The following is a 15137-nucleotide window of genomic DNA, read 5'->3' as shown; positions in this document are numbered from 1 at the left end:
ATTCCATCCGTATACTTAACGTATGGAAAGAATAGGAGTGATAAACATGTTTCTTGCAATAAGGGAATTATTTTATGCGAAATTCCGATATGTATTAATTGGCCTGATTATGGTGCTGATAGCTTTACTGATTTTTATTATTTCAGGACTGGCGCAGGGTTTGTCGGCAGATAATGCATCGGCTATTCAAGATTTAGAGGCGGATTATATCCTGATTGACCCGGATGCGGAGCTGGAGATGACAAAATCCTTTATCCCGAAGAAAGCGCAGGAAGAAGTGGCTGAAATAGATGGTGTAAAAGAAGCGGCTCCTTTATCGATTCGAATGATGAATGCATCTGTAAATAATACGGAACAAAATGAGGATGTTGCTTTATTTGTTACGGAAGCGGATGGGATGCTGATACCACCTGTCAGTGAAGGGAATGTAATGGAAAGTCAAAATGAAGTAATTGTTGATGATTCCCTGAAGCGGGAAGGAGTTGAAATTGGAGATACACTGGAATTTGGTGAAGACAGTGTATTTACAATTGCAGGTTTCACGGAAAATCAGCGCTACAGCCATACATCGGTCGTCTATATGGATGGCGGTGAGTCTGAGAACATAAACGTTGTCACCATTCAGGCAGATGAAGCAAATATTGATGAAATAAAAAATAAATTAGGAAGTACCTATGATGTGGTTACTAAAGATGAGGCACTTCAGGGAATTCCAAGCTATTCCCAGGAACAGGCCTCACTGAACATGATGATCATCTTCATGTTTGTTATCGCAGCGTTTGTTCTTGCAGCATTTTTCTATGTAATCACATTACAAAAACGTGACCAGTTTGGTGTATTAAAGGCATTGGGCGCTAAAACTTCCTACCTTTTGAGAAACTTAGTCGGCCAGGTTGTGCTTATTTCCTTCGTTTGTATTGCCGTGGCGATTGGGCTGACATTGGGAGTCGAAGCTTTGTTACCTGAGGACATGCCGTTTCTGCTGACAGCTGATGAGATGCTTGAGACCTCTATATTGATTTTAATTGTATCAGTTATTGGTGCGCTGGTTTCACTTTTCCAAGTTGTAAAAATAGATCCAATTGAAGCTATTGAGGGGGCAGGAAAATGACACTTGTAATGGAGAATGTATCAAAAGTTTATAAAGACGGTCCCAAAGAATTCAAAGCAGTGGATCACGTATCACTGGAGGTGAAACAAGGCGAATTCATTGCGATCATCGGGCCGTCCGGTTCTGGTAAAAGTACGATGCTGTCAATTGCCGGAGCATTGTTATCACCAACAAGTGGGGAAATCTTACTTGATGGAGAAAACATCAAAGAACTTTCAGCGAAAAAAATAAACAATCGAAGGCTGGAGAAGATTGGCTTTGTTTTTCAGGCAGCTAATCTGATACCATATCTCAAAGTGAAGGATCAGCTGAATGTGATTAATGTGATCGCAAAAAATAAGGGCCAGGCAAGAGGAACAGATTTATTGAGGCATTTTGGTCTTGCCCACCGGACAAATAATTATCCGAGTGAACTTTCTGGTGGTGAACGTCAGCGGGTGGCCATCGCCCGCGCGCTGATCAATGACCCGAAACTCATTCTTGCAGATGAACCAACCGCAAGCCTGGACTCCAAGCGGGGGCGTGAAGTCGTCGAAATGCTTGCAGATGAAATCAAAAATCGTGGCAAATCCGGAATCATGGTCACACATGATGAACGCGTACTGGATGTATGTGACCGGGTTGTTGAAATTCGAGATGGCCGGTTGGAAAGTTAAATTTGTATTTTTTAGTTGTGTTCGAGCGACGCTTTGGATGAAACGAGCGGGGGAGGCATGCTAAATCGAGCGGCAGACGTTGGAATCAAGCGATGCATGATCGAATCGAGTGAGAAAAGTGCTGTCGCTCGATTTGCATTCCGCTCGCTCAAATCGACGGCGCTCTCGCTCGTTCCAGCATCTCCCCACTAATCTCACACCTTCATAAAATTCCTCTAGTTTAACATGTACATTTCATATATAATTGAATTATTAATTAATTATTATTGTGGTAAAAAAGTGCGCTTTAACTGCAATAATTACTAATCAAACATCCTGGACCATACATAGGAAAGCAATGAATTTGAGGAGGATGGATATGATAAAATTTCCCACACCGACAGTAGAGCAGTTTTTTCGTACGTATGTGATTACAGATTTTGCAGTAAGTAAGGATGAGAAGCGGATTATTTTCAGCTCCAATTTAAATGGAAAGGTGAATTTATGGGCAATGGATTTACCGAATACCTTTCCATACTTATTTGCCCATCATGATGAGTCTACCAGCTTTATTCAATTCGACCCGGAAAATCGATTTGTGCTGGCAGGATATGATAAAGATGGGGATGAGAACCATCAGATTTACGCACTCCCCAATGAAGGAGGATTGCCGCGTCCTCTGATTACCGGTGACCCGGCGGAAAAATATTTCTTCACGCATTTGAGTGAGGATGGGAAACGGATCTATTATAATACCTCTGAAGGGAATCCATCTTTCCTGAATGCACGTGTGCGCAATTTGGAGGACAATACGGATACCCTGCTGAGTGAAGGCGAGGTTTCTCCAACTCATCTAGTGAAAGTTTCTGAGGATGAAAAGGCTTTTGTGTATTTACGAATGTTTGCGAATACATATATCATCGGTATGGTTAAAGTCGGTGATGAAATGTATGATCTGACACCAGATCCGAAAAAGGTTCATGTTATCAAGGATGCGGTTTTTACAGATAATAAAACAATTTATTTCGTTACCGATTATGAAAGTGATTATAATTATCTTGCTAAATTCGATCTGGATACAAAAGCCTTCAATTCTGTATCATCTATCGAAAATGAAAGCATAGAGACAGTAAAATGGGATAAGAAAAATCAAGTCTTTTACCTTGTTACGGAAAAAGGGGTGGAGGACGTATTATACCGCTACAAACCAGACACAGAAAATATTGAAAAACTTTCCACACCAATAGACGTCATTGAAAAAGTACAGGTTACGAAAGCAGGAAATCTTTATATGCTTGGAAGAAGCGCAACACTTCCACTGAATATTTTCCAGTCAGCAGACGGAAAAGAATGGAAACAGCTTACCAATAATCGTGTGCTTGGTCTCAGCAGTGAGGACATGGTAGAGCCGGAGGTCGTTTCCTATCCATCATTTGATGGCATGGAAATTGAATCCTTGCTGTTTCAGGCCAAACCGGAAAATGATAATGGCTACACAATCCTTTGGCCACACGGAGGACCACAGGCATCCGAGCGAAAAATGTTCCGTGCCATGTTCCAGAGCTTCCTGAACCGCGGGTACACCATCTTCGCACCGAATTTCCGGGGCAGTACAGGATATGGCTCTTCTTTTGTGAAAATGGTTGAACAGGACTGGGGAGAAGGACCAAGACTTGATAATATTGCCGGCATTGAGTGGCTGTTTGAAAACAAGATTACAGAACCGGATAAATTATTCCTCGTCGGTGGAAGCTATGGTGGTTATATGGCACTTCTCCTGCATGGACGCCATCCGGAATATTTCAAAGCAGTTGTTGATATTTTCGGTCCATCCGATTTATTCACGTTCGTAAACTCGGTGCCGCCACACTGGAAGCCAATCATGGAACGCTGGCTTGGAGACCCTGAACGGGACAAAGAACGCTTTACCCGTGATTCACCAGTGACCTATTTGGATGGTATGACAAAACCAATGCTCGTCATCCAGGGGGCAAAAGATCCGCGGGTTGTTAAAGAGGAATCCGATCAAATCGTTGCTAAGCTGGAAGAAAAAGGCCGTGATGTGGAATACTTCGTTATGGAAGATGAGGGACATGGATTTTCGAAAAAGGAAAATGAGATTAAAGTCTATAGCATGATGCTGGACTTTTTGGAGAAGCATCAAGAATAGTGAAGTGCAGCGTAAGGACTTGGGAATGGTCCTTACGCTGTTTTTGCCTGGATTAATGCAATACTGCAAAAAAAAGACACACTTGCTGAAGTGTGCACGTTTATCCTTTATAGCTAACGTTTCCGGTTTCGACCAATTCCTTGAGCCCTATAAACCGTCCATCTTAATCTCATTTGTTTAGACTTGCCTTTATCGACTATTTAATCAAGCCCTTCATTCAATAGCCTCCTGGATTAATGATTTAATTTTTTCCGGCTGAATATCTTCCAATTTTTTAATGCGAATATGCCGCATTTGTTTGCCTGTTCCTTCTAACAGGTTGTCTTTATCTTTAAGCATCGCTCCAGAATAAAATCCTAAATTAACATGCTTTTTGGATGGCTGAAGGTAGCAAATATTGCCACTTCTACTGTAAGATGGCATTCCCCATTTCATTTCTTCCGCGAATTGCTCGTCTGTTTCAAAGATAAGGGTGCGCAAGTTGTTAGTTATATCCTTAATATTTTCCTCTGATAAAGCTTCAATGAATTCATCGACTTTTTTGCTTCTGTTGACCACTTCTGACACTCTCCTTCTTTATATAATATCAGTTTACGTATCTTGTATATTCATCCTGCTGTTTTATGTAATCTTTATATGTATTTTAACATAAGTTTTACAAATTGCATTCATGGTCGAAAGTATCGACATCATGATTGGGTGCACCACCCTCATGTCCGCAAACATCGCCCTTACGATTTAGCACATCCCCCGAAAGTCTGAAAACATCGCTCTCACGATTGAGCACATCCCCCGAAAGTCTGAAAACATCGCCATCATGATTGAGCGCATCCCCCGAAAGTCTGAAAACATCGCTCTCACGATTGAGCGCATCGCCCGAAAGTCTGAAAACATCGCCATCATGATTGAGCGCATCACCCGAAACTCCGCAAACATCGCCCCCATGATTAAGCGCATCCCCCGAAACTCCGCAAACATCGCCTCCACATGATTCGCTAATTGACATATATGTCACGATGCGATATAGTCACACCATGACATAATGAAGCAGGAAGTGGCCGAAATGAGGCTTGAAAAAGTATTGAAAACATACATACCAATGACAGAAACCGCCTATTATATTCTCCTATCATTGACAGAACCGCGGCATGGGTATGGAATTATTAAACATGTTGAAAAGATAACAAACGGCCGTATTCGTTTAGGTTCAGGTACAATTTACGGAACCCTTACAAAAATGCAACGGGATGGAGTCATCACCGTTTATGCTGATGAAAAAAGAAAGAAGACATATGAGATTACCACCATTGGGAAGAAATTAATCATAAGCGAAATCAAGCGATTAAAAGAACTTCATAAAAATGCCTTGAAATATGAGGGGGACTTTCTGTGATGAAAAAAGTATTTACGCCATTTTGGAGCTATGATGTGGAGAAGACAGAAGAATGGCTTTCCTTCATGGCTGCACAGGGATTTGTTTTTATAAAATTCAATCCGTGGAGCCGCAAATTTTATTTTGAAGAAGGAACCCCCAAGCAGATGACGTATACCATTGGATTTGATAAAACGTTCGGTGTGCTGCCAACTGCCTTAGCTGACGAAGGATGGCAGGAAGTATTCAACCATCGAAATTGGTATGTGATTGCGAATGAGAAACCGGTGGAAGATATTAAATCAGAACCGGTGCGGGAAGGGATTATTAATCACAATAGGAAAATCATGTATATTTATGGCGGAATATTGTTCTACATGATTTTTACATCTTTATTTCCAATTTTTATGACAGCACTTATGCTTTTCTCCGCCGATGGAACGATCACCATCCATGGCAGTCCGATGTGGTTTGTGACGATAATAGTTAGTCTAATAATCTGGTCACTAACCATTTATTCGACAGTCAAAATTTATAAAACGAATAAGCGACTCGGGGCGGGAACTGCGAAACCGGCATTCGATACATCAATTAATCGGTTAGAAGAAAAGGAATTGAAAAAGTCCGGTAGAATGATTGTAAAGCGAAAAATAGGCTGGATGTATGGTCCGGATAAACTGGAAAAATGGTTGGAATCCATGGAAGAGCAAGGGTTCCACCTGTACCGGGTTAACAAGGCTGGAATTACCTTCTTTTTTATAAAAGGGAATCCAAGAAAAGTAAGCTATTGTGCAGACTACCAGAACACGACAAACCAAGGTTATTTTGACATGCATCGGGAAGCGGGATGGCAGCTGATGTATACTAATCATTCGCTCCTCAACAAATGGTCCATATGGGCGCAGGCGTATAAGGAAAGAGAAGTACGTCCTGAGTTATATAGTGATAGTGAACATATGCTGAGACATGCCAGACGTGTTGCAATTACATATTCCGCTTTATATATTCCCTTGCTGGTTTTGTATATAGGTATTATCATTTTAAATATTAATCTGGCAGCAAAGTATGGCGTAGATAAGACAGATGTGATGATGTTTATTATTTTTGGTTTGGTTCTCGTTGAATTTGGCATCTTTATTATAAAATCACTGTGCTATTACAAACGGGTTAAAAAGGATGTTAGTCAATTCAGTTAAATGAACAAATTAGTTATCTATTCATAAACTAACACACACCTTCTTAGAAAAAACTATTTGTCGCTACACTGCATTTACTCACGCGGCAGGAAGGTTTTATACTTTCCTGCCTACTACAAAGATATTGACCAGCAACATAGTATCAGGTAAAATGAGGTGTGCTGTTTACCTGCATGTTTAATTGAGGATCTTTAAGGTAATCAAATAAAGGTGACAGTATTTCAGTCAAAAATAGAAAGGAGCATAGCTGTAAGTAAGCAAGAAAAGCGCCAGGGCTATTTTTCGCGCGGTGATGAAGAATAGTTGACGAGGTGGAGGTTAATCGAGAAATTCGGCGGATTCCTCCCGATTGTACATCTCAATCGATATACTGTATTCCTCAAAACAGTAAGGCGACTTACTGGCCAAAGGATAAAGGAAGATGTGATATAACAATCACGAGAAAGGGGCAGCAAATGCGCGCCCCTAAATTAGCGGTTCGCTTGTTGCCCCTTCTATACAAGGAGGAACAACGATATGTGCGGAATCGTAGGATATATCGGACAAAACGATACAAAAGAAGTTTTATTAAATGGGCTGGAGAAACTGGAATACCGGGGTTATGACTCAGCTGGTATTGCAGTATTAAATAATGAAGGCGTGAATCTGACGAAAGTTAAAGGAAGGATTGCAACACTTAGGGAAAGTGTAGATGACTCTATTCATGCAACAATGGGAATCGGCCATACCCGCTGGGCAACACATGGTGTACCAAGTGAGAATAATGCTCACCCACATCAAAGCGCGTCTGGGAGATTTACCCTTGTTCATAATGGTGTTATTGAAAATTATCAGGATTTAAAAAGGGAATATCTGAGCGACGTATCTTTCGTCAGTGAAACAGATACAGAAGTGATCGTTCAATTAATCGAAAAACTTTATGAAAAAAATGAAGATACTGCTGAAGCATTTCGTCAGGCAATGAATCTTTTAAAAGGTTCTTATGCAATTGGATTAATTGATAATGAGGATCAGGACACGTTATATGTATCTAAAAATAAAAGCCCATTATTGATTGGTTTAGGTGAAGGGTTCAATGTTGTAGCAAGTGATGCAATGGCAACATTGAAAGTGACCGATCAATACCTTGAAATTCATGATAAGGAAACCGTATTTGTTAGCCGTAACTTTGTGGAAGTTCAAAAACTTGATGGTACGGTCGTTAACCGTGAACCCTATACGGCAGAAATTGACGCAAGTGATATGGAAAAAGGGACCTATCCGCATTTTATGCTGAAGGAAATTGATGAACAGCCAATTGTTATGCGTAAAATCATTAACAAGTATCAGGATCAAAACAATGAATTGAAGCTTGATGCGGATATCCGTCATGCAATGCAGAAATCTGACCGTGTTTATATCATTGCTGCAGGAACCAGCTATCATGCAGGATTGGTCGGTAAAGAGTTCATTGAAAAATTGGCAAATATCCCTGTTGAAGTACATGTAGCAAGTGAATTTTCATATAACATGCCTCTGCTGTCCGAAAAACCGTTATTTGTGTTTATATCACAAAGTGGCGAAACAGCGGATAGCCGTTCTGTATTAGTGAAAATAAAAGAAATGGGACACCCGGCATTAACGATTACAAATGTACCGGGATCCACCCTTTCTCGTGAAGCAGATTATACACTGAATCTTTATGCAGGACCGGAAATTGCGGTAGCCTCAACTAAAGCATATACTGCGCAAATTGCCGTACTGGCAATTCTCGCAGTGGACACTGCAAAGGTAAAAGGTCTTGAAATGGATTTCGAACCATTGCAGGAGCTTGCGATTGTTGCAAATGCAATGGAACTATTAACAGATCAGAAAGATGCAATGGAACAGCTGGCACGGGATTACCTGCCAACAACACGTAACGCATTCTTTATCGGGCGTAGTTCTGATTATAATGTAGTTGTGGAAGGTGCATTGAAATTAAAAGAAATCTCCTATATTCAGGCAGAAGGATTTGCCGGTGGAGAATTGAAACATGGAACCATTGCGTTGATTGAAGAAGGAACACCGGTTATCGCGCTTGCTACACAGGAAAACGTGAACTATTCCATCCGCGGAAATGTGCAGGAAGTTGTTGCGCGTGGGGCAAACGCGATGATTATCAGCATGAAAGGTCTCGAGCAGGATGATGATGCATTTGTGTTACCACATGTACATGAACTGCTGACACCGCTTGTTAGTGTTGTTCCGATGCAATTATTGGCATATTATGCAGCCCTGCATCGTGGGTGTGATGTTGATAAGCCGAGGAATTTGGCGAAGAGTGTTACAGTGGAGTAATCGATAGTGTCTCAATAAAAAATTTTGTGGATTTTAAAACAAAGTTTAACCGTTTATAAAAAAGATTAACTGTTTATAAAAAAGTTGCACCGTTTTACCCCTTTGGATTTTGCGTTGTCCTAAGGGGTTTTTATGGTTACAATAAAATTAAGGATTATTCCATTAACAGGGCCAGATTAAAGAATAATAAAATTCGTTATAATACCATAATTCAAATAACATGAAGTTATGCTTCCATTATTAAAATAAAGAAAAGGGGATACATGATGAAGAAATACATAAAGCTTATAGCTCTCTTTGTTGCAAGCAGTTTTATACTAATAGCTTGTAGTAACGATGATGAAAAATCAAATGCTAACCAAGAAAATAATCAAGAAGAGAACCAAGAAGAAAAGAGAAATAAAGAAAATGAAAGTAGTTTAGTAGAAATGGATCGGAACATGATTATTTCCGCAGTAAAGGACTTTGTTATCGAATATGAAGAAAATAATGCCATTCAATTTCCTGAGGAAGATCAACATTATCAAATAGAGGAAAATGATGATGACAGACAAAACATTGTAAGTGCATTTACTGGTAGATTATATAAAAACGTTTATTTTGTTGAGGGCAGTTATAGTCTAAATGATGAGGATCATGATTTTGAAATGATTCTATCATGGAATGATCCAGATTCGAAGCAACCATTACTTTTAAAATATAGCACAGAAGGAGAAACAAAATATAAATTAGAAGAAGCAAAAATACATATAGTAGAAGACGGGGAATTTATAGACCTCTAAAAAGAAAAGTGATTGAAGCAGGAGGTCTTTTGATTTTTATCCTGTTATTATGCGCTTTAACGGAATAACTCAAACAGTAAATGATCAAACTTTTTTATAAAAATTGTATATTAATTCACGGGGAAATAATCCGTTTTGATCAATTTTTTTCAAAACGAATTATTTGGGTTTTCCTTAAAATGCCGGTTTGAGCTTTATTTTTGACCAAACTTTATTTCAAAGCAACAAGTTTCTATATCCCTTCCTTAAAGTCGGTTTTCATGCTAAAAAGTTCTTCCCTACTGCTAAAAAGTTGGTATCCTAACGGCAAGGAATCGAGAAAGAACAGTGGAGAAACAATATGTACTCGATGGTTTTCCCAATCATTATCCAAACGGTTTTTCAATAAAATATCAATACAAATTCAGACTGGATCCAATATTAGGGTCCAGTTTTCTCGTTTGTCCAATAGCCCCCCAATCCCTTGTATAATATGGTTTAACTCTTCTTTTATTTTGATTCTTCTCTCCATTCTAGTACGAACTCAATTAAAATAGCTGAATATCTATACAACCTAGAAGAGAAAAAAGAGGTGAAAATTGGGTGTTTTGGGGAGGAAAGGATTTTTGTCATGGATATAGTTAATTAAAAAGTCTCTATTTTATTGTTTTTATGAATATCTTCCGTTCCTGCATCCAATGCAGTCTTGTAATATTTACATTTATGATTTATAAGTTCCATTGTCTTATTTAGTTCTTCCAAATGTGCTTCTACAGCAGCTTTTCGTTCCAAGAACATGTCATGTCTTTCTTGCAATGTGGAATCCCCATCCGAGCACCAATCAATAAATCTTTTAATTTCCTTAATAGGCATTCCTGTTGATTTTAGACATTCAATTACTTTTAAAGCATCTATATCGGATTCTTTAAAAACCCTAGTTCCGTTAGGTGTCCGTTCTACAAAAGGCATTAGTCCCTCCTTGTCATAGTAACGGAAGGTATATGCTGTGAGATTTAATTTTTTTGCAACTTCGCTGATAGAATATTTCATCGTCGTTTATCTCCCTTTTTATTTAGACTTCGAGTTAACTCTAGGGTTTATCCTAATTTTGAAAGAGAAAAATAAGTGAATTCTCTTAAACAATCGTGTTAATGGAGGGTTAAACAAATGATAACAGCTAAAGCGCGAGCAGTAGACGGTCCAGATAAATCGTTTCGAGCTGCTGAAATTAATAGGCGTGATCTTGATTCGCATGATGTTCTGATTGAAATTAAGTATGCAGGCATATGTCACTCTGACATCCATACTGCTCATGGGGGATGGGGTCCTGTGAACTATCCTCTGGTACCTGGGCATGAGATTGCGGGTATTGTTACAGGTGTTGGATCTGAGGTGACAAAGTATAAAGTCGGTGATCGGGCAGGGGTCGGCTGTATGGTTGATTCCTGTGGCGAATGTGAGAACTGCCGTAAAGGAGAAGAACAATACTGCCTCAATGGAAAAGTAGACACCTACGCAGCTGTTGACAAGTACGGTCAAGATACGCAGGGTGGCTATTCTACCCATATTGTCGTAACGGAGGACTTCGTACTGAAAATACCTGATAACATTGGATTGGATGCTGCAGCACCATTACTTTGCGCTGGTATTACAACCTATTCACCGCTAAATCATTGGGGCGCCGGTCCAGGTAAGAAAATAGCAGTTGTTGGCATGGGCGGCCTTGGTCATATGGCTGTTAAAATTGCACATGCCATGGGTTCAGAAGTTACCGTTCTGTCACAAACATTGAATAAAAAGGAAGATGGCTTTGCATTCGGTGCAAAAGACTATCATGCCACTAGCAATCCAGAAACATTTGAAAAACTTGCCGGATCTTTTGACTTAATTATTAACACGGTAAGTGCAAAGATCGATATGGATGCTTATCTCTCCCTGTTAACGTTGAATGGTACGATAATAAATGTTGGTGCTCCCGCCGAGCCATTGTCATTAAGTTTGTTCTCTCTTAGCAGTCAGCGACGTTCATTTGCAGCTTCAATGATTGGAGGCATCCGTGAGACACAGGAAATGTTAGATTTCTGCGGGAAACATAACATTGTTCCTAAAATTGAAGTAATTTCGGCCGATCAAATTGACGAAGCATATGAACGAGTATTAGCTTCCGATGTGAAGTATCGATTCGTGATTAGCAAAAGTACAATGTGATTTACGTCAGTTTTTATGATAATTTTATGGTGTCTTAAAAGCCCAGCTTTTGGGGCACCTTTTATATTTTGAAAAAAAATCACTAGCGTTGCATTAATTTAAAACAAAAATTAAAAAGACTCATAATATTCACTAATTTACTGTTGTGCAAAGAAAAAGTCCTTTATAATGGATATAGTCAGGTGGTAACCCGTCCAAATCCACTAATAAAGGACAAAACTCATGGATAAGATTACACGAAAAACCTCGTTTGGGCAATGGTTTTCACCAATTAATATTCAATTAGTTGAAGAAAATGTGAAAACGATGAAATTAGATTACTATACAAAAAAATTAACGACAGAGTCATTTCTAAAATTACTACTTTTTTCTCAGCTACAAGAGGTCGAAAGTTTACACGCATTAACCGATTCTCTTTTCGACGATCAGCTTCAGAAGGAAATCGACCTTGATTCTATCAGTGTTTCTCAGCTTTCGCGTCGGTTAAATGGTATCAATCCAGATCTATTTCAACGAATTTTTCTTGATTTAGTGACGCAAATTCATGAGAAAACGCATTATTCCAAGCTTGCAATGCCACTGAAAATCATTGATTCAAGCACGCTTCCACTTAATTTAACGAACCATAGGTGGGCTGAATTCCGGAAAACAAAAGCTGGTGTAAAGCTACATCTTCGCCTTGTATTTATGGAAAATGGGATATCGTATCCGGAAAAAGTTGTTTTAACGAACGCAAAAGAACATGATCGTAATCAGCTTGAAGTTCTGGTCGATGATAAAGAATGCATGTATGTTTTTGACCGAGGCTATTTGGATTATGAGCGCTTCGATCAGATGACATATGATGGTTACTTTTTCCTTACTAGGCTTCGAAAAAATGCTGTGATACGGGTAGTTGACGACTTTAAACTACCGGATGGTTCAGCTGTTTTATCGGATCAAATGGTGTTAATTGGTACGACACAAAATCGTACTGAGAATTACTTTCGCCTTCTAAATGTTGAAGATTCAAAAGGAAATGTACTCCAATTATTTACAAACCGTTTTGATTTGAGCGCAGAGGAAATCTCGGAAATGTACAAATCACGCTGGACAATCGAACTGTTTTTCAAATGGATTAAACAGCACCTAAATATCAAAAAGTTCTACGGTCAAAGTGAAGCCGCGATTCACAATCAAGTGTTTATCGCACTTATTGTTTATTGTTTAAATGTACTTGCTCAAACCAATACGAAAAGTAAACGAACGATTTTACAAATCAGCCGTTTTCTAAAAGCATCCTTATGGAAACCAGCTTATATCTGGGTTTTGAAAATTGAAGGGAAGGGTGCTTCTTAATAAAGAAAACATCGCTGTCACTTTAGCCTAATTGTAAATTTTTAAAAAATGGATGGGCCACCTTTAGTTGGGTATTTAGTTTTTTGGCTCTGTTAGAAAAAAACATATAACTGAAAATTACAACTATATTTATGCAACGCTAGTGAAAAAAAATAACTAGATAAATAGCTTATCAATATTGTTACCTAGAGTTAACTCAAATTGTAAGTGAAATAAATAAACGATAATTAACAAAAAAAATATATTATGAAATTTTTGACCTACCATATCTAGCAGGGAAGGTGATTTGGCGTTGAAAAAATTATTTAGTATATATTTGGTTTTTATTCTCTTTTTAACTGGATGTTCTTCAAGTAATCAACAAGATTCAGTACATAACAATAACGAGCAAAACACTTCACTAAGTCAGCATGAAAATAATGAATTAGAAGTGGTTGCGGAAAATCTCGACGTTCCCTGGTCAATTGAAAAAATGAATAATACTTTCTAATCTGCAGAAAGATCTGGATCCATCGTGAAAATAGAAAATGTTGAAATGGAAAGACAAAGTGTAGAACTCGAGAAAGAAATTGCAACAGCTTCAGAAGCTGGGCTATTAGGACTTGTGCTTGCTCCCAACTTTCAGGAATCGAATTTAGCTTATGCCTACTATACATATGAAGACAGTTCAGGACAATTTAATCGCATTATAACACTTCATTTGGAAGATAATGTTTGGAGGCAAGAGAGTTTGCTTCTCGATAAAATTCCAAGTGGTTCCTACCATCATGGAGGACGACTTAAAGTTGGCCCGGATGGGAAACTTTATGCAACAGCTGGGGATGCTTCTGAACGTGAAATAGCACAAGCTCTCGATTCATTAGGTGGTAAAATTCTAAGAATGAATCTCGATGGATCCATACCAAGTGATAACCCGTTTTCAGATTCATACGTATATAGTTATGGTCATCGAAATCCTCAAGGAATTACCTGGTTACCTGATGGAACGTTATATGCTAGTGAACACGGAAACGATGCAAATGATGAAAGAAATAGAATAGAAGCCGGTCAAAATTATGGCTGGCCAATTATCGAAGGCTATGAGGAACAAGATGGGATGGTAACACCACTATTCCCTTCTGGAGATGAATCAACTTGGGCACCGTCTGGAATCGGTTATAATAATAGTAAATTGTACGCTGCAGCATTAAGAGGAACTGCTGTTTTAGAATTTGACCTTGAAGCAGGTGAATACCGTGAAGTTATAACGGGTCTTGGCAGAATTCGGGATGTACTAATTGAAGATAATTACCTTTATATCATTAGCAACAATTCAGATGGCCGGGGAACTCCTCAAAAAAATGACGATAAGTTATACAGAATTTCACTTTCCCAATCCAATTAAATTACTAACCAATAAAAGAAAGGTGATTCTAAAAAATGGACATGGAAGAGTTTATAGATTTTTGTAAGAAAGGTAACCTTGATTTCAGGTGAGGATAAAGAATTACATGGGCTATTAACTCAATGTAGTTATTCCAAAGCTACATTTGGAAGTCTAAAATAAAGTCGTACTGTTTATAAAAAGATACGATATTACGCTTGGCCATTAGGCATTAGTGGTTAATGAATGATATGTTATATTTGGATAAAAAATTGCTCAAATAGGTAGATGCCTATTTGGGCAATTTTTTTAGAATCAATGTTTTTTAAGCAACACTTCTACATGCTTCTGCGCATTTAAAGCAGGCATCCGCACATTTCTGACAATGATCATGATTATGTTTTTTACATTCATTCCCACAAGCCTCACAAATAGTAGCACATACAGAAGCTAATTCAGAAACAAAAGGTGTACCTCTTGAGATTGCTTGTTCTAAATAAGCACAAATATCAGCGCATTCTCTATCTAACCGGATGCACTCTGCCATCATTTTAATATCGTCCTCTTTTAAGCATGCATCATAACAGTGATTACACGCTGTCATGCATTCATGTAAAGTTTGTAATAGTTGTTGATATTGTTCATGTGCCATTAATGAAACCTC

13 protein-coding genes and 1 pseudogene are annotated in these 15137 nt (G+C 38.6%); 10 read left to right on the top strand and 4 right to left on the bottom strand.

What is annotated here, in order from left to right; genetic code table 11:
* Window positions 1–46: 46 nt before the first annotated feature.
* From ACZ427_RS16370 to ACZ427_RS16360, 3 genes are all read left to right on the top strand, one after another.
* A complete protein-coding gene (locus ACZ427_RS16370) occupies window positions 47–1111 on the top strand; it encodes an ABC transporter permease (RefSeq protein WP_461179123.1) in 1065 nt (354 codons plus the stop codon).
* Window positions 1108–1767, top strand: a complete 660-nt coding sequence (locus ACZ427_RS16365; protein ID WP_461179124.1) for an ABC transporter ATP-binding protein — start codon at window positions 1108–1110, stop codon at window positions 1765–1767. Before ACZ427_RS16370 ends, ACZ427_RS16365 begins: the two co-directional genes overlap by 4 nt.
* 358 nt (window positions 1768–2125) lie before the next feature.
* Window positions 2126–3916: a S9 family peptidase gene (locus tag ACZ427_RS16360; RefSeq protein ID WP_461179125.1), complete on the top strand. Its 1791-nt coding sequence runs from the start codon at window positions 2126–2128 to the stop codon at window positions 3914–3916.
* A 213-nt stretch (window positions 3917–4129) separates the two neighbouring features.
* Here ACZ427_RS16360 and ACZ427_RS16355 read toward each other — a convergent pair whose 3' ends face one another.
* Entirely contained in the window at window positions 4130–4474 is a 345-nt protein-coding gene (locus ACZ427_RS16355; RefSeq protein WP_461179126.1) for a DUF1801 domain-containing protein, read from the bottom strand.
* Between the two features lie 180 nt (window positions 4475–4654).
* Complete coding sequence (locus tag ACZ427_RS16350) at window positions 4655–4873, bottom strand: hypothetical protein (RefSeq protein ID WP_461179127.1); 219 nt, start codon at window positions 4871–4873, stop codon at window positions 4655–4657.
* A gap of 106 nt (window positions 4874–4979) precedes the next feature.
* Between ACZ427_RS16350 and ACZ427_RS16345 the strand changes: the two genes are divergently transcribed.
* From ACZ427_RS16345 to ACZ427_RS16330, 4 genes are all read left to right on the top strand, one after another.
* The gene (locus ACZ427_RS16345) at window positions 4980–5309 is read left to right on the top strand and encodes a PadR family transcriptional regulator (RefSeq protein WP_461179133.1); all 330 of its coding nucleotides are present in this window, start codon (window positions 4980–4982) and stop codon (window positions 5307–5309) included.
* Complete coding sequence (locus ACZ427_RS16340) at window positions 5309–6484, top strand: DUF2812 domain-containing protein (RefSeq protein WP_461179134.1); 1176 nt, start codon at window positions 5309–5311, stop codon at window positions 6482–6484. Before ACZ427_RS16345 ends, ACZ427_RS16340 begins: the two co-directional genes overlap by 1 nt.
* A 516-nt stretch (window positions 6485–7000) precedes the next feature.
* Complete coding sequence (glmS, locus tag ACZ427_RS16335) at window positions 7001–8803, top strand: glutamine--fructose-6-phosphate transaminase (isomerizing) (RefSeq protein WP_461179128.1); 1803 nt, start codon at window positions 7001–7003, stop codon at window positions 8801–8803.
* A 266-nt stretch (window positions 8804–9069) separates the two neighbouring features.
* Complete coding sequence (locus ACZ427_RS16330; protein ID WP_461179129.1) at window positions 9070–9585, top strand: hypothetical protein; 516 nt, start codon at window positions 9070–9072, stop codon at window positions 9583–9585.
* A gap of 624 nt (window positions 9586–10209) precedes the next feature.
* Here the strand turns inward: ACZ427_RS16330 and ACZ427_RS16325 are convergent.
* Window positions 10210–10614, bottom strand: coding sequence for a MerR family transcriptional regulator (locus ACZ427_RS16325; protein WP_461179130.1), 405 nt, complete (start codon window positions 10612–10614; stop codon window positions 10210–10212).
* A gap of 117 nt (window positions 10615–10731) precedes the next feature.
* Between ACZ427_RS16325 and ACZ427_RS16320 the strand changes: the two genes are divergently transcribed.
* The 3 genes and pseudogenes from ACZ427_RS16320 to ACZ427_RS16310 all read left to right on the top strand — a co-directional run bounded on the left by ACZ427_RS16320 (window position 10732) and on the right by ACZ427_RS16310 (window position 14494).
* Window positions 10732–11772, top strand: coding sequence for an NAD(P)-dependent alcohol dehydrogenase (locus tag ACZ427_RS16320; protein WP_461179131.1), 1041 nt, complete (start codon window positions 10732–10734; stop codon window positions 11770–11772).
* Between the two features lie 222 nt (window positions 11773–11994).
* On the top strand, window positions 11995–13110 hold the full coding sequence (locus tag ACZ427_RS16315) for an IS4 family transposase (RefSeq protein WP_464883430.1): 1116 nt from the start codon (window positions 11995–11997) through the stop codon (window positions 13108–13110).
* 292 nt (window positions 13111–13402) lie between these two features.
* Window positions 13403–14494: pseudogene (locus ACZ427_RS16310) on the top strand (PQQ-dependent sugar dehydrogenase).
* 304 nt (window positions 14495–14798) lie between these two features.
* Here the strand turns inward: ACZ427_RS16310 and ACZ427_RS16305 are convergent.
* Window positions 14799–15125, bottom strand: a complete 327-nt coding sequence (locus ACZ427_RS16305) for a four-helix bundle copper-binding protein (RefSeq protein ID WP_461176680.1) — start codon at window positions 15123–15125, stop codon at window positions 14799–14801.
* Window positions 15126–15137 lie beyond the last annotated feature (12 nt).

Source organism: Virgibacillus ainsalahensis (genome assembly GCF_055380755.1).
This window is presented reverse-complemented; position numbering and strand designations above follow the sequence as displayed.